Genomic DNA, 24,290 nt, shown 5'->3' with positions numbered 1-24,290 from the left:
CTGCGTGCGTGCTGGTGCTGTGCGTGAACCGGCGCACGATGCCCGGGATTCCCGGCGTGCCGCCGTGCTGCCCACCGTACGCGCTGCGCGCCCCGCCCCGCGGCCCGCCCCACCGTGCACGAGCGGGCGAAATGCCGCGGTGCACGGGGCGGGCGGCCCGGGTGTTTCGCCCGCTCGAGCGGATGCGGAGTCGAGCGGCGCCCTCGTCCGACCGCCCGCGCGCGCGCCGGGGGCGCCGGGGGCGCCGAGCGGGCGAAATGCCGCGGTGCATCGCGCGGGCGGCCCGGGTGTTTCGCCCGCTCGAGTGGATGCGGAGTCGAGCGGCGTCCTCGTCCGACCGCCCGCGCGCGCCGGGGGCGCCGGGGGTGCCGAGCGGGCGAAATGCCGCGGTGCACGGGGCGGGCGGCCCGGGTGTTTCGCCCGCTCGAGTGGGCGTGCGTTGCGGACGCCGGGCACGACGAAGCCCCGGCGCCGGGATGGCGTCGGGGCTTCGACTAGGGGGAGGGCTGCCGTGCGGCTCGGGGCCGCAGTCAGGCAGCGGTTGTCGTTCGAGGGTCAGGCCGCCTGGAGGACGAACTGGACGTCGAGGTTGATGGTGACGTCGTTGCCGAGGGTGAAGCCGCCGGCCTCGAGCGCTGCGTTCCAGTTCACGCCGAACTCGGTCCGGTCGATCTTGGTCGTCGCCTCGGCGCCGAACTTGACCTGGCCGTAGCCGTCGGTCGTGAAGCCGCCGAGCTCGGCCTTGAGGACGACCGGCTTGGTGACGCCGCGGAGGGTCAGGTCACCGGCGATGTGCAGGTTGTCGCCCTTGGCCTCGATGCCGGTGGAACGGAAGGTGAGCTGCGGGTGCTCCTCCGTGAGGAAGAAGTCGCTCGTCTTGAGGTGCTGGTCGCGCTGCTCCTGGCCCGTGTTGATGGACGCGACGTCGATGTTCGCCTCGACGGTCGACTCGAGCGGGTTCTCAGCGGTGACGACGGTCGCGTCGAAGTTCTCGAACTTGCCCTTCACCTTGCTGATCGCCAGGTGGCGGACGGAGAAGGTGACCTCGGAGTGGGTCGGGTCGATCTTCCAGGTGCCGGTCTGGTAGCCGGGAACGGTGTCAGCGGTGAGCGTCATGGTGGTGTCCTTCCGGGACGACGGAGTTCGTGGTGCGACGCGAGCGAACCGGAGCCCCGATCCATGCGCCCGCATCGAAGTTGATGCTACGCCATTGTGCACCCAATTGGTTGAAGCGTCAACCAATGTTCATCGGAGCGCCGTCGACCGCGTGTCGTGGCGTCCAGCGGTACCGACGTCGAGCAGCCGACGGATGCGCCAGACGAAGCGGTCCACGTTCCGTCCGAGGTCGTCCGCGGTCGATCGGACCAGCCACCAGTCGACGTCCTTCAGGTGTTCACCACGGGTGAGGTCCTTCTTGAACGTGCCTGGATCGGTTCGGTGGAGGTCGCTCTCGTACTCGATCGCCACTCGGGCTTCCGGGTACGCGAGATCGACGCAGGCGATCCAGACTCCGTCGACCACGACGTCGTGGTTCAGGGCCGGTTCGGGGAGTCCACGGCGAACGAGTGCGAGTCGCGTTCTGGTCTCTCCTGGGGACCGCGATCCCACCCGGATCTCGAGGAGCGCCGCGCGCAGTTTCACGATGCCCCTGATCCGTCGACGGCGCCGAACCGCTGCGGTCAACTCGTCGACGGTCAGCCATCCGAGCCAGCCCACGAGTGCATCGCCGGCGACGATGAGCTCGTCGAGGGTGAGGAGGGTCGCGAGCGCGACGAACGTGTCGGCCGGATGACTGATCGGCACCCCGCGCGCGTGTGACCAGCGCACCGTGCCGTACCGCGCGCGGTGTCCGACGGCACCACGGACGCGGAGTGCCTGGTCGACGCCGATCGTCGTGACGTGCAGCCGGAGATCCCGTTCGATCCGTCGGGGGAGCGGGACGCCGATGATCGCCGCAGCGGTGACATGGCTGAAGACCTGGTCTGCTCGCAGCCGCGGGGCGAGCGCTCGAGCACGTTCCTCGGTGGTTCCTGGCGGCGCCGGGGAGCGCACCCCGTGGTACGGACGGACGAGGTCTCGCGCGTCGAGTCGGCCTCGGGGAACCCCTCGGTGGAGTGCGTTGCGTACGCGGAACGAGGCATTGCGGAGTGCCGACGGGAGTCGACGTCTGGCGGTCATCTCCACATGCTCGTGGGGGACTGCAGTCGAGGTGGTGAGTCGAGCCTCCACGGTGGATCGTCGAGACCGTCACTCGCTTGTGGAGGAGGCGCCCCGGAAGTCGAGCGGGCGGAATGCCAGTGTCCGACGGCGGACGGACCCGGGTATTTCGCCCGCTCGACCTCCCCCCCGTCCCTCCCGCTCGACCTCCCCCGTCCCTCCCGCTCGACCTCCCCCTCCCGCGGGAGCGCGGCCGCGGCGCGCGGCGCGGCCGCGCGGCGCGCCCCGCGGGAGGCCCCGCGGGGGCCTCCCGCGGCGCCGGGCGCGCGCGGTAGCGTCGGAGCATGGAATTCAGGTACCTCGGCAACTCCGGCCTCAAGATCTCCGAGATCACGTACGGCAACTGGCTCACCCACGGCTCGCAGGTCGAGAACGACGTCGCCACCCAGTGTGTCCGGGCAGCGCTCGACGCCGGCATCACCACGTTCGACACCGCGGACACATACGCCAACACGGCGGCGGAGACGGTCCTCGGCGAAGCGCTCAAGGGGGAGCGTCGTGCCGGCCTCGAGGTCTTCACGAAGGTCTACTGGCCCACCGGCCCGAAGCAGCACAACGACGTCGGCCTCTCCCGCAAGCACATCATGGAGTCGATCAACGGCTCGCTGACCCGCCTCCAGACGGACTACGTCGACCTCTACCAGGCGCACCGCTACGACTACGAGACCCCGCTCGAAGAGACCATGCAGGCCTTCGCCGACGTGGTGCGACAGGGCAAGGCGCTCTACATCGGCGTCTCCGAGTGGACCGCGGAGCAGATCCGCGCGGGCGCGTCGCTCGCGAAGGAGCTCGGCTTCCAGCTCATCTCGAACCAGCCGCAGTACTCGATGCTCTGGCGGGTCATCGAGGGCGAGGTCGTCCCCACCTCGAAGGAGCTCGGCCTGTCCCAGATCGTCTGGTCGCCGATCGCGCAGGGTGTGCTGACGGGCAAGTACAAGCCCGGCCAGCCGCTGCCCGAGGGCTCCCGCGCCACGGACGAGAAGGGCGGCGCGGACATGATCAAGCGGTTCATGCGCGACGAGGTCCTCGAGGCCGTGCAGCGCCTGCAGCCGGTCGCCGACCAGGCCGGCCTGACCCTCGCCCAGCTCGCGATCGCGTGGACGCTGCAGAACGAGAACGTGGCCAGCGCGATCGTCGGGGCCTCCCGTCCGTCGCAGGTCACGGACAACGTCAAGGCCGCGGGCGTGACGCTCGACGCCGATGCACTGCGTGCCATCGACGAAGCGCTCGGCGACATCCCGGAACGCGACTCCTCGAAGAGCGTGAGCCCGACCTCGCGCCCCGCGTAGACGCGACCCACTGCAGACGGGAGGCACGGTGCCAGCTGGCACCGTGCCTCCCGTCCGCAGTTGCGGACCGCACCACGCGTACCCCGGATGAACAATGCGTGTCGCGCGTCTGGCAGACCCCTGGGTAAGTACGTACCCCGCCCAAACCCAGACGAGAAGCCCCCCGAATCGGGGGCATGACCTCGACCGACACCCTCGTTGTGGTGCCACCTGAACGGGTGACACCCGCAGGCCGGTTCGCGACCCTGATCGCGACCGCCCGCCAACTCGTGTCCTTCGGCGCCATCGGCGCGTTCTGCTTCCTCGTCGACCTCGGCGTCTACAACCTGCTGCGCGCCACGGTGCTCGACGACAAGCCGATCGGCGCGAAGGTCGCCTCGGCCGTCGTCTCGACGGCCGTCGCGTACGTCCTCAACCGCTTCATCACGTTCCGCGCCGAGCGCACCACCGGACGTCGGGAGACGATCCGCGAGGGCCTGCTGTTCGCGCTCACGAACCTGATCGGCCTCGGCATCGCCGCCGGGTGCCTCTACGTCTCGCACTACCTCCTCGGATTCACCTCCACCCTCGCCGACAACGTCGCCGGCAACGGGGTCGGCCTGGTCCTCGGCACCGCGTTCCGGTTCGCCGCGTACAAGGCACTCGTCTTCCGTTCCCGGGACGCACGTCGCACGAAGGAGATCCTCGAATGACACCGCTGAGCACGTTGACCATCGCTGCGGGGCCACTGCTGCAGCCGAAGGACCAGTCCGGCACGTCGGGGAACGTCCCGAACCGGGGCACCACGGACGTCCCGACGGGAGGCTCGGGTCAGGTCCCGCACGCCGCCTGGTCGGTGGGCGAGTGGATCGGCTACAGCGCCCTCATCGCCATCTCCGTCCTGCTCACGCTGGTCGCGCTGTCCACCCTGTGGTGGATGCTGCACGCCTGGCGTTCGCGCTCCGCGCTCCGCGCGACGAGCTTCAGCCAGACGCCGCGTCCCGCGGCGCACCGCTTCACGCTCCTGGTGCCCGGCCGGCACGAGGAGGACGTGATGGGGCAGACGCTCGACATGCTCGCCACGCAGGACCACCCCGACTTCGAGATCATCGCGATCGTCGGCGAGGACGACCCCGGCACCGATCGGGTCGTCCGCGAGGCCGCTGCCCGCCACCCCGGGCTGATCAAGGTGGTCGTCGACGACACCCTGCCGAAGAACAAGCCGAAGGCGATGAACCTGGCGCTGCAGCACGCCACCGGTGACGTCGTGGGCGTGTTCGACGCGGAGGACGAGGTGTACCCGCACCTGCTCACCCTGGTCGACTCCCGGTTCCAGGAGACCGGCGCCGACGTCGTGCAGGGCGGCGTGCAGCTGATGAACTTCAAGTCCAGCTGGTGGTCGCTCCGGAACGTCCTCGAGTACTACTTCTGGTTCCGCTCGCGTCTGCACTTCCACGCCGAGTCGAAGTTCATCCCGCTCGGCGGCAACACCGTCTTCGTGACGAAGGAGCGCCTGGACTGGTCGAACGGCTGGGACGCGCACTGCCTCGCCGAGGACTGCGAGCTCGGAGTCCGGCTCTCCGCCGACGGCGCCAAGGTCGTCGTGGCGTACAGCCCGGAGGCGGTCACCCGCGAGGAGACCCCGCCGACCTTCGCGTCCCTCCTGAAGCAGCGCACCCGCTGGAACCAGGGCTTCCTGCAGGTCCTGGAGAAGGGGGAGTGGAAGAAGCTCCCGACGCTGAAGCAGCGCTTCTTCGCCCGCTACCTGCTCACGATGCCGTTCATCCAGGCGGCGACCGGGCTGCTCATCCCGCTCAGCGTGGTCATGATCGCGTTCGTGAAGGTCCCGACGGCGATCGCCCTGGTCTCGTTCATCCCGCTCGCCCCGACGCTGATGCTCCTGGCGGTGGAGATCGCCGGGCTCGGCGAGTTCGGGCGTCTCTACAAGGAGAAGGTCCGGATCCGCGACTACGTGAAGCTCGTCCTCGGCCTGATCCCGTACCAGGTCTTCCTCGCCGCGGCGGCCGTCCGAGCCGTGATCCGGCACGCCCGGAAGCAGAACGGCTGGGAGAAGACGGAGCACACCGGGCAGCACCGCACCCCGGTGCAGCAGCCCGAGGTGGTCGGCTTCCCGTCCGCCGTCACCAGCCCCGAGCCGGTCTTCGCGACCGCCGGCTCGTCGACCAGCGCCGGAGGTACCCGATGACCGCCAGCATCACCCACACGACCGGCATCCCGGTCCGGGGGACCACCACCGCCACCGGTGTGCGCCTCTGGTTCCAGGTGCACGCCCGGAGCCTCGCGTGGCTCCTCCCCGTCGTGGCGATCGCCGCGGTGGTGCAGGCCTGGAACATGGGCGGCATCCCGCAGCGCATCGACGACGAGGGCACGTACACCGCCCAGGCGTGGGCGATCACCCACCTCGGCGAACTGACCCACTACACGTACTGGTACGACCACCCGCCGCTCGGCTGGATCCAGATCGCCGGCTACACGTCGCTGACGGGAGCGTTCGCGCGGTACCCGTTCGCGGTCGAGGCCGCGCGTGAGGCGATGGTGTTCTTCGCCGCCGTCTCCGCGGTGCTGGTGTTCGTGCTGGCCCGACGCCTCGGCACCGCCCGTCCGACCGCCGCGATCGCGGTGCTCGTCTTCGGCCTGTCGCCGCTCGCGCTGCAGTACCACCGCACGGTCTACATCGACAACGTCGCGACCCCGTGGCTCCTCGCCGCGTTCGTGCTGGTGCTCAGCCGCCGGCAGCAGCTCGCGGGCTTCGTCGGCGCGGCCGCCTGCCTCGGCGTCGCGGTGCTCAGCAAGGAGACCTACCTGCTGGCGCTGCCGTTCCTGGTCTGGATGGCGTTCCGCCGTGCCGACCCGAGCACCCGCCGGTACACGCTCAGCGTCGCCGGCGCGGTCCTCGCCGTGATCGGTGGCGGGTACATCCTGCTCGCCGCGGTGAAGGGCGAGCTCCTGCCGAGCGCCGGCAAGGTCAGCCTGCTCGAGGGCGTGACCTACCAGCTCGGCAGCCGCGAGGCGAGCGGGTCGCTCTTCACCGGCGGCAGCCTGGCGAACGAGGCGGCGTCGCAGTGGTGGGCGCTCGACCCGGTGTTCATCGTGCTCGGCTCGGCCGCCGCGATCGTCGGGGTCTTCCTGCGCCGCGTCCGCCCGATCGCCGCGATGCTCGTGTTCCTCCTCGCGATGATGTTCCGTCCGAACGGGTACCTGCCCGTGCCGTACGTGATCATGCTCGTGCCGTTCGCCGCGCTCCTCGTCGCCTACGTCGGCGAGCGGGCCGTCCTCGCCCTGAGCGGGATCACCGCCTTCCGCGCCCGGACCCGCTTCCGCGGGGTCTCGCGTCGCGCCCTCGGCGGTGCGTGGGCGCTCGTCACCGTCGCCGCGCTCGTGGCCGCCGTGCCGCTCTGGGGCTCGCAGCTCCGCGGGTTCCTCGTCACCGACCTCGACAAGCCGATGGCGCAGGCGGAGAACTGGATCGGCGACAACGTCGACAAGCGCTCCCGGATGCTCGTCGACGACGCGATGTGGGTCGACCTGGTGAACGACGGCTTCGCCCGGAACAACGTGGTCTGGTACTACAAGCTCGACACCGACGGAGCCGTGGAGAAGCAGTCGCCCAACGGCTGGAAGGACTCCGACTACGTCGTCACGACGGACTCGATGCGCACCGGCGGGAACTCGTCCTCGGACGTCCGTCAGGCGATCGCGAACTCCACGAGCGTCGCGACCTTCGGTACCGGCAACCAGGCCGTCGACGTCCGGCAGATCCACCCGCAGGGCGAGACCACCGCGAAGCAGGAGATCACGAAGGCCACCGACCAGCGGAAGACGCTCGGCACGCAGCTCGCCGAGAACCCGGCACTCGAGGCCGACTCCGGGACGAAGTCGCAGTTCCGCGCCGGCCAGGTCGACTCCCGGGCGATGATCGCGCTCGGCCAGGTCCTCGCCGACCGGTCCGTGCGGGTCGACCGCTTCACCCCGATGACCGGCGAGACCGGCCAGGCCTTCCGCCGCGTGGTCCTGCACGCGTCGAGCACACAGACCGCGAGCCGGACCGAGCAGACCCTCGAGGCCATGTCCAGCGCCTTCCGCCCGACCTCGGTCGAACGCGACGGCGACACCCTGACGATCGTCTTCCCGACGACCGACCCGACGAGCACCGCGGTCAGCGCATCGTGACCGCCGCCCCCGTGTGCGTCCCGTGCACGAGCCCCGTGAGCGGGCTCCCGTGCACTAGCCCCGTGCGCGGGCTCCCGTGAGCGGGCGAAACACCACGGTCGGCGGCACGACCACCCCGGCATTTCGCCCGCTCGCGGAGCGCGCGCGGCCCTGACCCGGAACGACCAGCACCACCCGACCCGAAGGAGCACCACCATGAACGCCACCGCACGCACCTCCCGCCGTCGCGTCGCCGTCGTCGGCGCCCTGGCCGCGACCCTCGTCGCCGCGACCGTCGGCCTCGCCGCACCCCAGGCCGCCAGCGCCGCGACCGCCGACGAGGGCTGGCTCCGCGTCGGCCACCTCTCCCCGGACACGAAGGGCGTCGACGTCGAACTGTCGAGCCTGTCCGGCGGCAAGAAGGTCTTCGAGCTCGACGACGTCACCTACGGCCAGGTGAGCCCGTACCAGGAGCTCGCCGCCGGCACCTACGTGCTCTCGATGCGCGCCTCGGACGCACCGGACTCGACCCCGGTGATCTCCACCGACGTCACGGTGCAGGGCGGCGACGCGAGCACCGTCGTCGCGTACGGCAAGAACAAGTCGCTGAAGACCGCGGCGTTCTCCGACGACCTCGCCCAGCCCGGTGACGGCAAGGCGAAGCTCCGGCTCGTCCAGGCCGCGACCACGGCGAAGAAGGTCGACGTCACCGCGGACGGCACCGACGTCGCCACGAACGCCGCGTTCGGTACCGCCACCGAGTACGCCACCGTGGACGCCGGCAAGTGGGACCTCGACATCGCGGGGAGCGGCCAGACCGGCACCGCGGACGTCGACCTCAAGGGCAACACCGTCTCCACCCTGTTCGTCCTCGACAACAGCGCGGGCGACCTGACGATCGTGCCCGTGACCGACGCTGCTGCCACCGCGGCGACGCCGAAGGGCGGGGTCCAGACCGGCGGTGGCGGCACGGCCGCCGACCGCCCGGCAACGGGGTTCCTGCACGCGGTGGTGCGCGTGTTCCGCGGACTGTTCCACTGATCCGGACGGAGGCCCGGATCGCCGCCGCCGATCCGCTGACGTGATCCGAGCCTCCCGTCCGCTGCCCCAGCCAGCCCGTCGTCCACGGCGACCAGCCCGTCGTCCACGTCAACCAGCAGAGAGCAGGCCAGCATGACCCGCAGGAACTGGATCCCCGTCACCGCCGTCGGCCTCGCCGCGGTCCTCGTCGCCGGCGGCATCGCCGTCGCGGCGGTCCGACCCTGGTCGGACCCCGCATCGGACGCCGGTGGCGCGTCGACCCCGACCTCGACCACCGCGCCGGACGGCACCCGCTCCGCCGCCGAGCTGCGTGCCGCGTTCCTCGACCGGTACGAGCAGGACGGCCGCATCGTCCGCACCGACCAGGGCGACGACACGGTCAGCGAGGGGCAGGCGTACGGCCTGCTCATCGCCTACGCCTCGGGTGACCGTGAGCGCTTCGGTGACATCTGGAAGTGGACGGCGAAGCACATGCTCACCGACGACGACCTGCTCGCATGGCGCTGGACGACCGACGGCGGCATCGCCGACGGGCAGTCCGCGAGCGACGCCGACCTCGACACCGCCCGGGCCCTCGTGCTCGCCGGGTCGTCGTGGGGGAACGACACCTACACGAAGGCCGGCAAGCGGATGGCCGCCGCCGTGCTCGAGCACGAGACCGCGACGACGGACCTCGGGCGGATCCTGCTGCCCGGGCCGTGGGCGGACTCGGAGCCGTACCGGTACGACGCCTCGTACGCGTCGCCCGCCGCCTACCGGGTGCTCGCATCCGCCACCGGGGACGACCGCTGGAAGGGGCTCGAAGCGGGCTCCCGGGCCGTCACGAAGGCCGTGCTCGAGAAGTCCGACCTGCCGAGCGACTGGTCGCAGGTGCACGCCGACGGCAGCGTCGACCCGATGCCGGCGACCGGGAACGACGCCCGGGTGCTGTACGGCTACGACGCGATGCGGATGCCGCTCCGGTACGCCGAGGCGTGCACGAGCGCCGACCGTTCCCTCGCGGCGTCGATCGCGCCGACGCTCCGCCGGACGACGCAGCTCGCGGCGCAGCTCGACCTGGGCGGCACGGCCGTGACCGGGGACAGGAGTGCGCTGGCGTACGTCGCGCGTGCCGCTGCCGAGCAGGCCGCCGGCTCCACCGCTGCGGCCGCGAAGGACGTCGACCGGGCCGACCGGACCGCTGCGACGACGCCGACGTACTACGGCGACGCGTGGGCGGCGCTCGGGGCGACGATGCTCACCTCCGACGTGCTCGGCGGGTGCGCGACCTCGGCCGGAGGCGCGTCGTGACCGGGCGGCGGTCGGCGCGTGGGCCTGCTGGTCCGGTTCGCGGTCTTCGGCGTCGGTGGGTGGCCGTGGGGGCTGCCGCTGCTGCGGTCGTCATCGCGGGGGCCGTCGTGACGGGGGTCGCGTTCGCCTCCGGATCGGGTTCCGGCCCGGTCGCGGGTGCGTCGGCGGCGTCGTCGTCGTCGGCGTCGTCTGGGGCCGGGTCGTCTGGGGCCGGGTCGTCCGGTTCGTCGGCCTCGGCTGCCGCGGGGGACCGGGACACGACCGGGTTCCAGGACCCGGCCGCACCCGCAGCGAAGTCCGACGCCACCCCGACCCGCGTGACGATCCCGGCGATCGGCGTGGACGCCTCGCTCGAGGACCTGCACCGCGGATCCGCCGGCGAACTGGACCCGCCGAAGGGCTGGGACAACGCCGGGTGGTTCAGCGACGGGATCGTCCCCGGCGAGGTCGGCCCCGCGGTCATCGCCGGACACGTGGACAGCCCCACGAGCGCCGCGGTGTTCTTCCGCCTCGACGAACTCGTGTCCGGCGACGAGATCCACGTCGCGATGTCCGACGGCAGCACCCGGACCTTCACCGTCCAGGACACCGAGCGGGCCTCGAAGTCCGCCTTCCCGACGAGCGACGTCTACGGCACCACCCCCACCCCGCAACTCCGCCTGATCACGTGCGACGGCACGTTCGACACGGCCACCGGGCACTACACGGACAACCTGATCGTGTTCGCATCCCTGTCCGACAGCTGATCCAGCACCCGACCGATACCTTCGACACGGAACTTCGAGGAGCACCATGAGCGAGACCCTGGTCATCATCCCGACCTACGACGAGGCGGAGAACGTCCGCCCCATCGTGTCGCGTACCCTTGCAGCGACCGACGACACGGTTCACGTGCTCGTCGTCGACGACAACTCGCCCGACGGCACCGGCGACATCGCGGACTCGATCGCCGCCTCGACCGATCGTGTCCACGTGCTGCACCGCACCGTCAAGGACGGCCTCGGCGGCGCGTACCTGTCCGGCTTCGCGTGGGGCCTCGAACACGGGTACGACAAGCTCGTCGAGATGGACGCCGACGGCTCGCACCACCCGGAGTACCTGCCGTGGCTGATCGAGCTGGCGGACACGAACGACCTCGTCCTCGGGTCCCGCTGGATCAAGGGCGGCGAGGTCGAGAACTGGCCCTGGTACCGGGAGCTCCTGTCCCGCGGCGGCAACCTCTACACACGACTCGCACTCGGCATCGCGGTCCGGGACGCCACCGGTGGGTTCCGGGTGTTCACGTCCGAGGCGCTCCGGCGGATCGACCTCGACGGCATCGCCTCGAAGGGGTACTGCTTCCAGGTCGACCTGTGCTGGCGCGCCCTCGAGGCCGGGCTCCAGGTCGTCGAGACCCCGATCACCTTCACCGAGCGGGAGTTCGGCGTCTCGAAGATGAGCGGGAACATCGTCCGGGAGAGCCTGACCCTGGTCACGAAGTGGGGCATCGACCGGCGCCTCCGCGAGGCCCGGGCGCTCGCCAAGGAGCACAAGCCGCTGCCGTCGGTGCGCCGCAACGCGCACGCGGTGTCCAACCCGATCCACTGACGAGCGCGCGGCGCTGGCGCTCGCGCTGCGCTCGCGCTGCGGAGTTTCCGCCGGAGTGGTCCCGGAAAGCGACAGTGCTCGGCCGGATTCCGGTCGAGCACTGTCGCTTTCGCGCACCACTCCGGCCCCTCGCTCGAGCGGCACGGAGCGTGACTACCGCAGCACGACCACCCCGCGGCCGGTGAACCGGACGCAGTCGGTCGCGACCGAGGCCTCACCGAACGCGTACAGGACCTCTCCGGTCGCGCCGGGCACCGGGACCTCGGCCGCGTCGTCGAGGAAGTTCACCACGACGTGCACCGGTGCTGCGGTCGGCCCGAGGAGCCCGCGCGTGAGGACGAGCCAGCGCCGTTCCTCACTGATGCGGACGGCGTTCGCCTCGTGGCGGTCGTCGACGAAGGCCTCGTCGGTACGCCGCAGCGCGACGAGGACCCGGTAGGCGCGGAGGATCGCCGTGCCCCGGTCCGACGTCACGTCGGACCAGTCGAGCTTCGAGTTCTGGAACGTCGACGGGTCCTGGGGGTCCGGCACGACCGACTCGTCCCAGCCGTGCTCCGCGAACTCCGCGATCCGTCCTTCTGCGGTGGCCTTGCCGAGTTCCGGCTCGGGGTGCGAGGTGAAGAACTGCCACGGGGTCGTCGCGGCGAACTCCTCGCCCATGAAGAGCATCGGCGTGAACGGGCCGAGCAGCGTCAGGGCCGCCGCGATGACCAGGCCCTCGTCGGACAACGATGCGGCGAGACGATCGCCGGCCGCGCGGTTGCCGATCTGGTCGTGGTTCTGGTTCGCGACGACGAGTGCCGTCGCGGGGGAGGTGCCGCGGTCGATGGGCCGCCCGTGCCGCTTGCCGCGGAACGAGGACCACGTGCCGTCGTGGAAGAAGCCGTCCCGCAGTACCTTCGCGAGCGCCGACAGCGGGGCGAAGTCGGCGTAGTAGCCGTTCGTCTCCCCGGTCAGCGCCACGTGCACGGCGTGGTGGAAGTCGTCGGACCACTGCCCCACGAGCCCGTACCCCGCGGCTTCGCGAGGCCGGAACATGACCGGGTCGTTGAGGTCCGACTCCGCGATGAGCGAGAGCGGCTTGCCGACGAAGGACGCGTACGCATCCGTCTCCGACGCCATGTCGGCCAGCACGTGCGGCCGGGAGGTGTCCCGGATCGCGTGCACCGCGTCGAGCCGGAGCCCGTCGACGTGGTGGTCCCGGAACCACATCCGCACGTTGTCGAGGACGTACCGACGGACCTCCGGGTGCTCGACGTTCACCGAGTCACCCCACGTGTTCGCGAGCCCCTGCACCAGGTACGGCCCGTACAGCGGCAGGTAGTTGCCGCTCGGTCCGAGGTGGTTGTAGACGACGTCCTGGATGACGCCGAGGCCCAGCGCGTGCGCGGTGTCGACGAAGCGGTCGTAGGCGTCCGGGCCGCCGTACGGTGCGTGCACCGCGTACCAGGCGACGCCGTCGTAGCCCCAGTTCCACTCGCCGTTGACGCCGTTCACCGGCAGGAGCTCGACGAACTCGACACCGAGCTCCACGAGGTGGTCGAGCTGTTCGGCGGCTGCGTCGAGCGTGCCCTCGGGGGTGAAGGTGCCGACGTGCATCTCGTAGATCACCGCGCCGCGGGCCGGCCGACCGGTCCACGACTCGTCGGTCCACGCGAACCGCGCCGGGTCCACGACCTCCGACGGACCGTGTACGCCGTCCGGCTGGTACCGGCTGCGGGGATCGGAGCGGACGGCGTCGTCGTCGCCGATGCGGAACCCGTACCGGGCACCGACCACGGGGACGATCTCGTCGGTGCGCCACCAGTCGTCGTCGCCCCGGGTCAGCGGGTACTCGGTGCCGTCGACGACCAGGCGGACCCGCTCGGGGTCCGGCGCCCACACGGCGTAGCGGTCGGGTGCGGTCATGCGTGGCCCTCCAGGATGTCGATCTCCGCCTGTTCGGGCGTCTCGGTCGAGTCGGTCCGGCTCGGATCCGGCGTCGGTGCGGTCTCAGCCGGACGGGAGGCGCGCCCCGCGTCCGCCCCGGTCGCCGCGTCGGCGACGTGGCCGGTCTCGTCCACGTCCGCCGCCGGGACCAGCAGGGCCACGGGGTAGGTGGTGAGCAGCTCGGACAGTGCGATGCCCCTGGAGGCCGGGACGGGCCTCCCGGTCAGGAGGTCGACGCGGTCGACGGGAGCCGGGTGGATGAGCGTGTCGCCCCACCCGCCGACCCGTGCCAGCCCGATCGGGAGTCGGGTGGCGACCGTGACGGCGCCGCCGCGGTCGAACGCGACGACGTGGTCGGCCGCGCTGCCGGTGGCCTCGATCGGGAGGTACCGGGTGAACAGCTCCGGCCGGTCACGGCGGAGGCGCAGGGCACGGCTGGTGACCAGGAGCTTCGCGGCGCCGTCGATGCCGATGGACGGCAGGACCTCGGGCCCGTCGTCGTCGGGGCCGTCGAGTTCGGCGAGGAGGTGCCGGCGTTCGGCGTAGTCCACCGGGCGCCGGTTGTCCGGGTCGACGAGGGAGCGGTCCCAGAGCTCGGTGCCCTGGTAGACGTCCGGGACGCCGGGCGCGGTGAGCTGGACGAGCTTCACGCCGAGGCCGTTCGACCAGCCGGCAGCATCGATCCGCTGGTCCAGGTCGTCGAGCAGTGCGACCACGGCGGGATCGTCGAAGGACGCATCGACGAGCGCGTGCATGCGGCCCTCGAAGTCCTCGTCCGGTTCCGTCCAGGTCGTGCTGTTCCCCGCTTCGCGCGCGGCCTTCTCGGCGTAGGCGTGCAGTCGTTCGCGCGAGGCCGGACGGGCGCCGACGATCGCCTGCCAGAGCAGGTTCGCGAAGACCTCGTCCTCGAGCGGGGCGAGGGCGTGCAGTCGCTGGAAGGTCTCCGTCCACTCGTCGCCGAGCTCGGCGAGCACCGCGATCCGGGCGCGGGTGTCCTCGCTGCGCTTCGTGTCGTGGGTGGTGAGCGTCGTCATCGTGTGGGGCCAGCTGGCGAGGCGCTCGCGCTGCGCGGCGTGGAACTCGTCCGGACCGACCGAGAAGATGCTCGGGTCGCCGCCCACCTCGCTCAGGGAGCTGAGCTTCGCGGTGCGGTAGAAGGCGGTGTCCTCGACGCCCTTCGCCATCACCATGCCGCTGGTCTGCTGGAGCCGGATCGCGGCGGCGTTCGACGGGTCGACGAGCGCCGGGGCGATCCGGTCGATGACGTCGTCGAGGTCGGGGCGGGTCTCGGCGGCGAGCTCGAGGGCGGTGAGGAGGTGGTGCGCGCCCTCGGGGAGGTAGGTGCGGTAGACGTCGAACGACGCGATGACCTCGGCGAGGGCATCGACGACGCGGGCGTGGTCGAGGTCCTGCGCCGTGCCGTCCGCTTCGAGGAGCCGCGCGAGCCGCTCGACCTCACTGCCGAGGATGCCCTCGGCGATCCCGCGCCGGGTGTCGTGCGTCAGCGCCTGCCAGTCGGCGGGCTCGGCGTCCACGGTCGCCCAGAGCGGTTCCTCACCACGGGGGTCGACGAACAGCCGGTCGACGATGCCGAGCGCGTCGTAGCCGGTGGTGCCGTCCACCGGCCAGCTCGCCGGGAGCTCCTCACCCGGCTCGAGGATCTTCTCGACGAGCGTGTAGGCACCGTCGGTCAGTTCGTGGAGGTCCTGGAGGTAGCCGGCCGGGTCGTACAGCCCGTCCGGGTGGTCGATCCGGAGGCCGTCGACGAGGCCGTCCCGGAACCACTCCCCGACGAGGACGTGCGAGGCCGCGAAGACCTCGGGGTCCTCGACGCGGATCGCGGCGAGGGTGTTCACCGCGAAGAACCGGCGGTAGTTCAGGTCGTGGTCGGCGCGCTTCCAGTGCACGAACTCGTAGTGCTGCCGGGCGTGCACCGCGGCGACGGCGTCCGGGCCGCTGTCGTCGTCGTGCACCGTCCCGGGTGCGGTCGGGTACGCGGTCGTGCCGACGAGGAGCACGGCGGGCTGCCGGGTCGTGTCGAGCGTGACGGCATCCAGCAGCCGGTCGTCGAGCACCGGGATCCGGATCTTGCCGTCGCCGGCCTGCCAGTCGACGTCGAACGCCGGCGCGACCGGGGAGCCCTGGCCCTGTTCGAGCAGGGACCACCACCACGGGTTGCTCTCCGGCGTCGCGACGCCGACGTGGTTCGGGACGACGTCCACCAGCACGCCGAGGCCCGCCGCGTGGGCCGCCTCGGTCAGCGCGCGGAAGGCGTCGTCCCCGCCGCGCTCGGCGTCGATCCGGGTGTGGTCGACCACGTCGTAGCCGTGGTTCGAACCGGGCTCCGCCTGCAGCACGGGGGAGAGGTAGAGCCAGTCGGCGCCGAGGTCCCGCACGTAATCGACGACGTCGGCCGCCGCGGCCAGGTCGAAGTCGGGCGAGACCTGGAGCCGGTACGTCGACACCGGCACACGGCTGGTCATCGGGTCGTCCCACCCTGCGCGGTGCCGCTCGGAGCCGTCGAACCGGCCGGGTTCGCCGGGGTCACCGCGTCCTGCGGTGCGCGCGGTGCCGGGGCGCCGGCCGTCTGGGTCTCCGCGGGGGTGACCGTGACCTCGTGGTCGGGCTCGGCGCGGAGCACGATCATCGAGCGGGCCGGGACGTCGAGCGGCGTGCCGGCGCCGAGGACTTCCTCGCGGGCACCGGGGTCGGCGGTGTCGATCCGCACGGTCCAACCCGGCGAGTACTCCTCCGGGGGCAGCGTGAACGTCACGACGTCGTCGTGGGCGTTGAAGTACGTGATGAACGCGACGTCGGTCACCCGGTCCCCGCGGGAGTCACGTCCGCGGATGCCCTCGCCGTTCAGGTACATGCCGACGCTCTTGCCGAATCCGGAGTCCCAGTCCTCGGGCTCCATCGCGTCACCCGACGGGGTCAGCCACACGACGTCCGGCAGCGGCTCGTCCTGCCCGCGGCGCACCGGGCGCCCGTTGAAGTACCGGGTGCGACGGAACGTCGGGTGGTCGTGCCGGAGCTTCGTGACGTCGGCCGTGAACTGGATGAGGTCGTCGTCCGCGGTGTCCCAGTCGATCCAGCTCAGCTCGGAGTCCTGCGCGTAGACGTTGTTGTTGCCGGACTGCGAGCGGCCGAGTTCGTCACCGTGGGCGATCATCGGGACGCCCTGGCTGAGGAGCAGCGTCGCGATGAAGTTCCGGCGACGCTGCAGCCGGAGCGCGTTCACCGCTTCGTCGTCCGTCGGGCCCTCCACCCCGGAGTTCCACGACCGGTTGTGGCTCTCGCCGTCGTTGTTGTCCTCGCCGTTGGCTTCGTTGTGCTTCTCGTTGTAGGCGACGAGGTCGTACAGCGTGAAGCCGTCGTGCGCGGTGATGAAGTTGATGCTCGCCTTGGGGGTGCGGCCGTCGTGCTCGTAGAGGTCGGCGGAGCCGGAGATCCGGGAGGCGAACTCGCCGAGGGTCGAGGACTCGCCCCGCCAGAAGTCGCGCACGGTGTCGCGGTACTTGCCGTTCCACTCCGACCACTGCGGCGGGAAGTTGCCGACCTGGTAGCCACCGGGGCCGACGTCCCACGGCTCGGCGATCAGCTTCACCTGGGACACGATCGGGTCCTGCTGGACGAGTTCGAAGAAGGCCGAGAGCCGGTCGACCTCGTAGAACTCACGGGCCAGCGCCGACGCGAGGTCGAAGCGGAAGCCGTCGACGTGCATCTCGGTCACCCAGTACCGGAGCGAGTCCATGATGAGCTGCAGCGAGTGCGGGTGTCCCACGTTGAGCGAGTTGCCGGTGCCCGTGTAGTCCATGTAGTAGCGCTTGTCGTCGTCCATCAAGCGGTAGTACGCGGCGTTGTCGATGCCGCGGAACGACAGGGTCGGGCCCATGTGGTTGCCCTCGGCGGTGTGGTTGTAGACCACGTCGAGGACGACCTCGATCCCCGCACGGTGGAGCTCGCGCACCATCGTCTTGAACTCCTGCACCTGCTGGCCCTGGTCGCCCGAGGACGAGTAGTGCGAGTGCGGCGCGAAGAACCCGATGGTGTTGTAGCCCCAGTAGTTCGAGAGGCCCTTGTCCTGCAGCGTCGAGTCGTTCACGAACTGGTGCACGGGCATCAGTTCGAGCGTCGTGATCCCGAGTCGCTGCAGGTGCTCGATGACCGCCGGGTGGGAGACGCCGGCGTAGGTGCCGCGCTGGTCTTCCGGAACTGCCGGGTGCGTCTCGGTGAGGCCCTTCACATGGGCCTCGTAGATCACGGTCTCGCCGTACGGGGTGCGCGGTGCGCGGTCGCCCTGCCAGTCGAAGAACGGGTTGATCACCACGCCCTTGACCATGTGCGCCGCGGAGTCCTCGTCGTTCCGGGAGTCCGGGTCGCCGAACGTGTACGAGAAGAGGGACTGGTCCCAGTCGATCTCGCCGCTCGTCGCCTTCGCGTACGGGTCGAGGAGGAGCTTCTCCGGGTTGCAGCGTGCGCCGGTCGCCGGGTCGTACGGACCGGTGACGCGGAAGCCGTAGAGCTGTCCGGGGCCGACGTTCGGCAGGTAGGCGTGCCAGACGTACGCGTCGACCTCGACGAGGGGAACGCGTTCCTCGTTGCCGTCCTCGTCGAAGAGACAGAGCTCCACGCGCTCTGCGACCTCGCTGAACAGCGCGAAGTTCGTGCCGCTGCCGTCGTAGGTCGCGCCGAGCGGGTAGGGGTTGCCGGGCCAGGTGTGCAAACGATCCTCCTGAGATGGGTCCTGCCAAAGGTATCGACGGGTCCCTGTGCTGTCCGCCGCGCACGCAGGTCTGTGGGCGAACGGCGTCCATCCACAGCGGAGTAGCGTCGCCGGCATGGCCAACATCGTCACGCAGATCGCAGACAAGGTCCGTCCCATCGGCGTCTCCACGAACTACGGGGAACCGGTCGAGGTCGGCGACCAGACACTCATCCCGGTGTCCCTCGGGTGGTTCGGCTTCGGGGGCGGCGGGGACGGCGACGACAACGGTGGCGGCGGGGGCGGCGGCGTCTCCGTGCCGATCGGCGCGTACATCCGTCGCCCGGGCAAGGACCTCGAGTTCGAGCCCAACCTCATCTCGCTCGTCGCCGTCAGCATCCCGCTGGTCTGGGTGACCGGCACGGTGCTCCGGAAGCTCGTCCGCGTCCTGAAGAAGTAGCCCCCGTCACAGGGCCGAGGGCAGCGGTACACTGCCAGGACACACACGGGAGTCCGGGATCGCCGGGCTGAGAGGGAGCGAGCAGCGCTCCGACCGTCGAACCTGATCCGGGTCATGCCGGCGCAGGGAGGAGTCCTGACAGATGCCTACGAGCACGCCGTCCACCGTCCGAACCACCCCCACGTCCGCCGCGCCGAAGCGGTCGCTCCGCTGGCGGGTCGTCGACATCGTCGTGGCGAGCGTGCTCGCCGTCGCGGTCGGCGTCGTCTTCAAGCTCTGGGAGTTCGGCTACGAGCCCCTCTCCGCAGCGGTCGCCCTGCTGCTCCCCGGGACCCAGGCGCTCTTCGGCGGCGTCTGGCTCCTCGCCGGACCCATCGTCGCGCTCGTCGTCCGGAAGCCCGGCGCCGCGCTCTTCGCCGAGATCGTCGCGGCCAGCGTCGAGGCGCTCCTCGGGACGCAGTGGGGCTGGAGCACCCTCGAAGCGGGCCTCGTGCAGGGCCTCGGCGCCGAGATCGTGCTCGCGCTGTTCCTGTACCGCGTGTACCGCCTCCCGGTGGTCGTCCTCGCCGGAGCCGCAGCCGGCCTCGCGATGGGCATCAACGACTCGGTGCTCTGGTACGCGGGGTACGACGCCGCGTTCAAGACCGTCTACATCGTCTGCGGCACGATCTCGGGTGCCGTGATCGCCGGCATCGGGTCGTGGCTGATCGTCCGGGCACTCGCGCGCACCGGGGTGCTGTCCTCCTTCGCGGTCGGTCGCGAGCACACCCGACGCCGTCCCGGCTCCTCGGCAGCGTGAGCACGCCGGGCGTGCACCCGGCCCGGATCGCGTTCCACGACTGGGGCTGGCGGTACGCCGACCGCGACGCCTGGGCCGTCCGCGGCGTCGACCTCGTCGTCGAGCCGGGGGAGCGCGTCGCGATCGTCGGCCCCTCCGGCGCCGGGAAGTCGACGCTCCTCCGGGCCGTCGCCGCGGTGCTGCCGGACGAGCCGGACCCCGAGGACGACACCGCCGCCGCCGCGCAGGGCACCGTGCTCGTCGACGGAGCGGCACCCGAGTCCGTCCGCGGCCGCGTGGGACTCGTGATGCAGGACCCCGAGGCGCACACCGTGATGTCCCGCGTCGGCGACGACGTGGCGTTCGGGTGCGAGAACACCGGCGTCCCGCGTGGCGAGACGTGGGAGCGGGTCCGGTCGGCACTCGACGTCGTCGGGCTCGACCTGGCGCTCGACCGGTCCACCACCATGCTCTCCGGCGGGCAGCGGCAACGGCTTGCGCTCGCCGGGGTGCTCGCGATGCGCCCGGGTGCCCTCGTCCTCGACGAGCCGTGCGCGAACCTCGACCCCGCGGGCGTCACCCAGGTGCACGACGCCGTGGAGGCCCTGCTCGCCGACACCGGCGCGACCCTCCTCGTGGTTGAGCACCGGATCGGCACCTGGCTCGACCTGGTCGACCGTCTCGTGCTCCTCGAGCCCGGCGGAGGTGTGGTCGCCGACGGGCCGCCCGCCGAGGTGCTCGTGGCCCACGGCGCCGCCCTGACCGCGGCCGGCGTGTGGGTCCCCGGTGCCGAACCCGCGAGGGGTTCCGCGCGCACACCCGCTCGCACTCCGGGTCGAGCGGGCGAAACACCCGGGTCCGCCGCGGCCCTCACCCGGGCATTTCGCCCGCTCGAGTCCGCGCCCGGTCGAGCGGGCGAAATACCGGCGTCCGCCGAGGCCCCCGCCCGGGCATTTCGCCCGCTCGACGGGGGCGGCCCGCTCGCCGAGGGCGGCCCGCAGGACGAGGGCGGCCCGCGCGAAGCGCCCGACGCGGCGCTCCTCGTCGCGGAGCGACTCGGGACCGCGCGGGGCAAACGGCAGCGCGTCGGGAGCGGCATCGACCTCCGGGTCCGCGCCGGCCGGGTCCTCGCGATCACCGGGCCGAACGGCGTCGGCAAGTCCACGCTCGGCCTCACGCTCGCCGGACTCCTCCGCCCCGCCGACGGCACCCTCCGTGCGACCGAGGCCCTGAGCACCACCACCGCCACGACCGCTCCGCACGCCTGGTCCAGCCGCGAGCTCGCCGCCCGCATCGGCACCGTCTTCCAGGACCCCGAGCACCAGTTCGTCGCCCGCACCGTCCGCGAGGAACTCGCCGCCGGCCCGAGGGCCCTCGGCATGCCGGACACGGACCAGCGCGTGGACGAACTGCTCGACGCGTTCGGGCTCCGGCACCTCGCGGACGCGAACCCCTTCACGCTCTCGGGTGGGGAGGCTCGGCGCCTCGCGATCGGCACCGTCGTCGCGACGAGGCCCCCGGTCATCGTGCTCGACGAACCGACCTCGGGGCAGGACCGCGCGACGTGGCAGGCGGTGGTCGACCGGCTCGGAGCCCTTGCGGACGCCGGGACAGCGGTGGTCGCCGTGACCCACGACCGCGACCTGGTCCGGGCCCTGGACGCGGACGAACTCGTCCTGAGCGCGACGGGCGCGACGAGCGCGACGGGCGCGACGGGCGCGACGGGCGCGACGAGCGCGACGAGCGCGACGACCGCGACGACCGCGACCGCGCCCACCCGACCCCGGTCCGAGGTCCCGCGGTGACCGCCCCCGCGACGCAGGCGGCCCCGTCGAGCCGAGCCGAGCCTCCCGTCCGGCCCGTCCGAGGCGTGCGCGCCGTCCAACCGGTGGCCACGCTCCTCGGCGTGCTCGGCCTCGGCCTGTGCCTGGTGCTGAGCCTCGACGTGGTGTCCGCCGCGGTCGCGCTGGGACTCGAGCTCGCCCTGCTGCCGATCCTCCGCATCCCGGTGCGGACGCTGCTCCTCCGGACGTCTCCGGTGCTCCTCGCGGTCCCCCTGACCGGCGTGAGCATCGCGCTCTACGGGCGGGCCTCCGGACGGGAGTGGCTCGACCTCGGCTTCGTCCACGTCACCGACGGGTCCCTGCTGCTCGCGGTCGCGACGATGCTCCGTGTGCTCGCGGTGGGGGTGCCGAGCATCGCGCTGTTCATCCGGGTGGATCCCACGGACCTCGCGGACGGGCTGGCACAGATCCTGCGGCTGCCGGCCCGCTTCGTGCTCGGAGCGCTGGCGGCGATCCGGATGATGACGCTCCTGGTCGACGACTGGCGGCAGCTCGCGATGGCCCGGCGGGCACGGGGACTGGCGGACACCGGGCGGCTGCGGCGTGGTGCCTCGATGGCGTTCGCGCTGCTGGTGCTGGCGTTGCGACGGGCGACGACCCTGGCGGTCGCGATGGAGTCGCGCGGGTTCGGTGCGCCCGGTCGTCGGACGTGGGCCAGGCCAGCCGGGTTCGGCGGGCGCGAGTGGGCGATGATCGCGGTCCTGGTCGGGATCGGCCTGGTGTCGATCGCGGTGTCGGTCGCTGCGGGGACGTGGCGTGGCTGAATCGCGCGAGGGCGGCACCGGCCGCACCGGCCGCACCGGCCCCGTCGGCCCCGTCGGTCCCGTCGGGCCCGTCTGCCCCGTCCACACCGGCCTGGAGGCTCGCCCCGACCCCGCAACGGAACTCGCCTCGCGCGCACGGTCGGCTGCTCGGGCATCCGGCCGCCGGTCCGTCGTCCTGGTCGACGGGCGCTCCGGGACCGGGAAGACCACGCTCGGGAACGCCCTGGGCGACGCGCTCGGATGCCGGGTCGTGCACCTGGACGACCTCTACCCGGGCTGGGACGGCCTCGCCGACGCTGCCGAGGCCGTGGTCCGCGACGTCCTCGGACCGCCGTCGGGGTACCGGCGGTGGGACTGGGAGACGTCGGCGCCCGCGGGGTGGGTGTCGCTCGAACCCGGCGCGCCGCTCGTCATCGAGGGGTGCGGGTCCCTGTCCCGCGCCTCGGCACCGCTCGCCACGCTCCGGGTGTGGATGACCGCCGAGGACGGGCTGCGCAAGCGGCGGGCGCTCGACCGGGACGGCGCGGTGTTCGCGGCGGAGTGGGAGCGGTGGGCACTCCAGGAGGACGCGTTCATCGCGGCGGAGGACCCGCGCGCATCGGCGGACGTGGTGCTCGGGACGTAGCGGTCCGGTGGCGTTGCGGTCTGGTTGGCTCGCTACGCCCAGCCGAGCTCGTGCAGGCGCTCGTCGTCGATGCCGTACCAGTGGCCGATCTCGTGGACGAGGGTGGTGTGCACCTCGTCGCGGAGTTCTTCCTCGGTGTCGCACTCCGCCAGGTGCTGCTTCCGGAACACCACGATCCGGTCGGGCAGCTCGCCGAAGCCGTACTGCCCGCGCTCGGTCTGGGCGACGCCGTCGTAGATGCCGAACAGCTCCGAGCCGTCCTCCGGTTCGTCCTCGACCACGAACACCACGTTGTCGAGGCCGTCGACCATCTCGTCGGGGAGCAGGTCGAGCTCGTCGGTCACGAGGGCCTCGAACGCGTCGGCGGACATCTCCATCACGGCACGATCGTGGCACATCCGCCTGGACGACGACGAAGGCCCCCGTCTCGCGACGAGGGCCTTCGGGCGTGTTCATGCACTTCGGTCGTGCTCATGAACATTGGGGTGAGTAACGGGGCTCGAACCCGCGACCTCCTAGACCACAACCAGGCGCTCTACCAGCTGAGCTATACCCACCATGTCCGCCCGGCGTGCCGGGCAACCACTCAATAGTAGTACACGCAGGAGGGTCCTCGGGACACTACTCGGCGGTCTGCTCCGCGCCGGCGTCCGCGGTCTGTGCGCTCGTGTCCGCGCTCTGCTCCGCGCTGGCGTCCGCGGTCTGCGGCGCCAGGCGGGGTGCCCACGACTCCACCACCTCGGCCGAGATCGCCTTCACGTCCTCCGTGGTCGGCCCGGGCTCCGCGACGAACCCGGCGCGGCGGTAGTACTCGAGCTCGCGGATCGACTCGAGGATGTCCGCGAGCGCCCGGTGCCCACCGTGCTTCTCCGGCGCGTTGAAGTACACGCGTGGGAACCAGCGGCGGCAGAGCTCCTTGATGCTCGACACGTCGACGCTGCGGTAGTGCAGGTGCCCGTCGACCCGCGGCATGTACTTCGCGAGGAAGGCACGGTCGGTCCCGATGGTGTTGCCGGCCAGGGGTGCTGAGCCCTCGGCGGGGACGTGGGCGAGGATGTACTCGAGCACCTGGTACTCGGCGTCCGCCAGGGACACGCCGTTCGGGATCTCCTCGATGAGGCCCGACTTGACGTGCATGTTCGTCACGAACTCGTTCATGTTGTCGAGCGCCGACTGGTCCGGCTTGATCACGATGTCGAACCCGGGGTGCACGGGGTTCAGGTCGAAGTCGGTGATGACCACGGCCACCTCCACGAGTTCGTCGACCTCGATGTCGAGGCCCGTCATCTCGCAGTCGATCCAGACGAGGCGGTCATTCGCGGTTGCCATGGCATCGATCCTATTCCCGGCCGGGCGCGGCCCTGGACCCGACCGCCTGGAGGCCCGGTGTCGGCCCGCCGCGCCCGCCCGGGCCTCCAGGCGGTCGCCGCCCCGCTGCCGGGCCTGCGGCCCGGCTGCGCTCGCCCGCCCGCCTCGTCGAACGGGCGAAATGCCCGGGTGGCCCGCTCGGCGGACCCGGGCATTTCGCCCGCTCGTGCGCCCGCCCGCCAGCAGCGCTCGCGCCCCGGGCCGATCGCGTCCTCCGGGACGACGAACGGGCGAAATGCCCGAG

20 protein-coding genes, 1 tRNA gene and 1 riboswitch are annotated in these 24,290 nt (G+C 71.6%); of the genes, 13 read left to right on the top strand and 8 right to left on the bottom strand.

All coding sequences use genetic code 11. From position 1 onward, the window contains the following. Positions 1–555: 555 nt before the first annotated feature. Both EDF24_RS11290 and EDF24_RS11285 read right to left on the bottom strand, forming a co-directional pair. A complete protein-coding gene (locus EDF24_RS11290) occupies positions 556–1,116 on the bottom strand; it encodes a YceI family protein (protein WP_123654029.1) in 561 nt (186 codons plus the stop codon). 129 nt (positions 1,117–1,245) lie between these two features. Continuing rightward, positions 1,246–2,178, bottom strand: coding sequence for a hypothetical protein (locus EDF24_RS11285; RefSeq protein ID WP_123654028.1), 933 nt, complete (start codon positions 2,176–2,178; stop codon positions 1,246–1,248). A gap of 323 nt (positions 2,179–2,501) precedes the next feature. Here EDF24_RS11285 and EDF24_RS11280 point away from each other — a divergent pair, with 323 nt between their 5' ends. The 8 genes from EDF24_RS11280 to EDF24_RS11245 all read left to right on the top strand — a co-directional run bounded on the left by EDF24_RS11280 (position 2,502) and on the right by EDF24_RS11245 (position 11,573). After that, the gene (locus EDF24_RS11280; protein ID WP_123654027.1) at positions 2,502–3,506 is read left to right on the top strand and encodes an aldo/keto reductase family protein; all 1,005 of its coding nucleotides are present in this window, start codon (positions 2,502–2,504) and stop codon (positions 3,504–3,506) included. Between the two features lie 176 nt (positions 3,507–3,682). Continuing rightward, on the top strand, positions 3,683–4,198 hold the full coding sequence (locus tag EDF24_RS11275; protein WP_123702937.1) for a GtrA family protein: 516 nt from the start codon (positions 3,683–3,685) through the stop codon (positions 4,196–4,198). Then, entirely contained in the window at positions 4,195–5,691 is a 1,497-nt protein-coding gene (locus tag EDF24_RS11270; protein WP_123654025.1) for a glycosyltransferase family 2 protein, read from the top strand. The genes EDF24_RS11275 and EDF24_RS11270 overlap by 4 nt, the downstream gene beginning before the upstream one ends. After that, complete coding sequence (locus tag EDF24_RS11265; RefSeq protein WP_123702935.1) at positions 5,688–7,676, top strand: glycosyltransferase family 39 protein; 1,989 nt, start codon at positions 5,688–5,690, stop codon at positions 7,674–7,676. The genes EDF24_RS11270 and EDF24_RS11265 overlap by 4 nt, the downstream gene beginning before the upstream one ends. 195 nt (positions 7,677–7,871) lie before the next feature. Then, on the top strand, positions 7,872–8,696 hold the full coding sequence (locus EDF24_RS11260) for a DUF4397 domain-containing protein (protein ID WP_123654023.1): 825 nt from the start codon (positions 7,872–7,874) through the stop codon (positions 8,694–8,696). A 132-nt stretch (positions 8,697–8,828) separates the two neighbouring features. Continuing rightward, positions 8,829–9,986, top strand: a complete 1,158-nt coding sequence (locus tag EDF24_RS11255) for a glycosyl hydrolase family 8 (RefSeq protein WP_123702933.1) — start codon at positions 8,829–8,831, stop codon at positions 9,984–9,986. A 65-nt stretch (positions 9,987–10,051) separates the two neighbouring features. Further along, on the top strand, positions 10,052–10,732 hold the full coding sequence (locus EDF24_RS11250) for a class F sortase (RefSeq protein WP_185021640.1): 681 nt from the start codon (positions 10,052–10,054) through the stop codon (positions 10,730–10,732). 46 nt (positions 10,733–10,778) lie between these two features. Further along, the gene (locus EDF24_RS11245) at positions 10,779–11,573 is read left to right on the top strand and encodes a polyprenol monophosphomannose synthase (RefSeq protein ID WP_123654020.1); all 795 of its coding nucleotides are present in this window, start codon (positions 10,779–10,781) and stop codon (positions 11,571–11,573) included. Between the two features lie 153 nt (positions 11,574–11,726). Here the strand turns inward: EDF24_RS11245 and treZ are convergent, their stop codons facing one another. From treZ to glgX, 3 genes are read right to left on the bottom strand one after another with little or no spacing between them, the layout of a single operon-like run. Then, positions 11,727–13,481, bottom strand: a complete 1,755-nt coding sequence (gene treZ / locus EDF24_RS11240; protein ID WP_123702929.1) for a malto-oligosyltrehalose trehalohydrolase — start codon at positions 13,479–13,481, stop codon at positions 11,727–11,729. Further along, positions 13,478–15,985 (bottom strand): malto-oligosyltrehalose synthase, encoded by a 2,508-nt coding sequence (gene treY / locus EDF24_RS11235; RefSeq protein ID WP_123702927.1) that lies wholly within the window; start codon positions 15,983–15,985, stop codon positions 13,478–13,480. The genes treZ and treY overlap by 4 nt, the downstream gene beginning before the upstream one ends. Beyond that, positions 15,982–18,228, bottom strand: coding sequence for a glycogen debranching protein GlgX (gene glgX, locus EDF24_RS11230; protein WP_123702925.1), 2,247 nt, complete (start codon positions 18,226–18,228; stop codon positions 15,982–15,984). Before glgX ends, treY begins: the two co-directional genes overlap by 4 nt. A 115-nt stretch (positions 18,229–18,343) precedes the next feature. Between glgX and EDF24_RS11225 the strand changes: the two genes are divergently transcribed. The 5 genes from EDF24_RS11225 to EDF24_RS11205 all read left to right on the top strand — a co-directional run bounded on the left by EDF24_RS11225 (position 18,344) and on the right by EDF24_RS11205 (position 22,678). Then, positions 18,344–18,667, top strand: coding sequence for a hypothetical protein (locus EDF24_RS11225; protein ID WP_123654016.1), 324 nt, complete (start codon positions 18,344–18,346; stop codon positions 18,665–18,667). A 36-nt stretch (positions 18,668–18,703) separates the two neighbouring features. Next, a riboswitch (TPP riboswitch) is annotated at positions 18,704–18,813 on the top strand. Continuing rightward, positions 18,810–19,466: an ECF transporter S component gene (locus EDF24_RS11220; protein WP_123702923.1), complete on the top strand. Its 657-nt coding sequence runs from the start codon at positions 18,810–18,812 to the stop codon at positions 19,464–19,466. (Overlaps the previous riboswitch by 4 nt.) Then, a complete protein-coding gene (locus EDF24_RS11215) occupies positions 19,463–21,250 on the top strand; it encodes an ABC transporter ATP-binding protein (RefSeq protein ID WP_123702921.1) in 1,788 nt (595 codons plus the stop codon). Before EDF24_RS11220 ends, EDF24_RS11215 begins: the two co-directional genes overlap by 4 nt. Before the next feature lie 83 nt (positions 21,251–21,333). Beyond that, positions 21,334–22,053, top strand: a complete 720-nt coding sequence (locus tag EDF24_RS11210) for an energy-coupling factor transporter transmembrane protein EcfT (protein WP_243698292.1) — start codon at positions 21,334–21,336, stop codon at positions 22,051–22,053. Further along, positions 22,046–22,678, top strand: coding sequence for an ATP-binding protein (locus EDF24_RS11205; RefSeq protein ID WP_260233423.1), 633 nt, complete (start codon positions 22,046–22,048; stop codon positions 22,676–22,678). The genes EDF24_RS11210 and EDF24_RS11205 overlap by 8 nt, the downstream gene beginning before the upstream one ends. Positions 22,679–22,710: 32 nt before the next feature. Here the strand turns inward: EDF24_RS11205 and EDF24_RS11200 are convergent, their stop codons facing one another. From EDF24_RS11200 to orn, 3 genes are all read right to left on the bottom strand, one after another. After that, entirely contained in the window at positions 22,711–23,055 is a 345-nt protein-coding gene (locus tag EDF24_RS11200) for a metallopeptidase family protein (RefSeq protein ID WP_123702917.1), read from the bottom strand. A gap of 104 nt (positions 23,056–23,159) precedes the next feature. Beyond that, a tRNA-His gene (locus EDF24_RS11195) sits at positions 23,160–23,235 on the bottom strand. Between the two features lie 64 nt (positions 23,236–23,299). Then, entirely contained in the window at positions 23,300–24,007 is a 708-nt protein-coding gene (gene orn, locus EDF24_RS11190; protein ID WP_260233422.1) for an oligoribonuclease, read from the bottom strand. Between the last annotated feature and the right edge of the window lie 283 nt (positions 24,008–24,290).

This window comes from Curtobacterium sp. PhB130 (assembly GCF_003755165.1).
In the GTDB taxonomy this organism is placed as follows: Bacteria; Actinomycetota; Actinomycetes; order Actinomycetales; family Microbacteriaceae; genus Curtobacterium.
The sequence above is the reverse complement of the archived record's forward strand: the minus strand, read 5'-3'. Positions and strand labels throughout refer to the sequence as shown.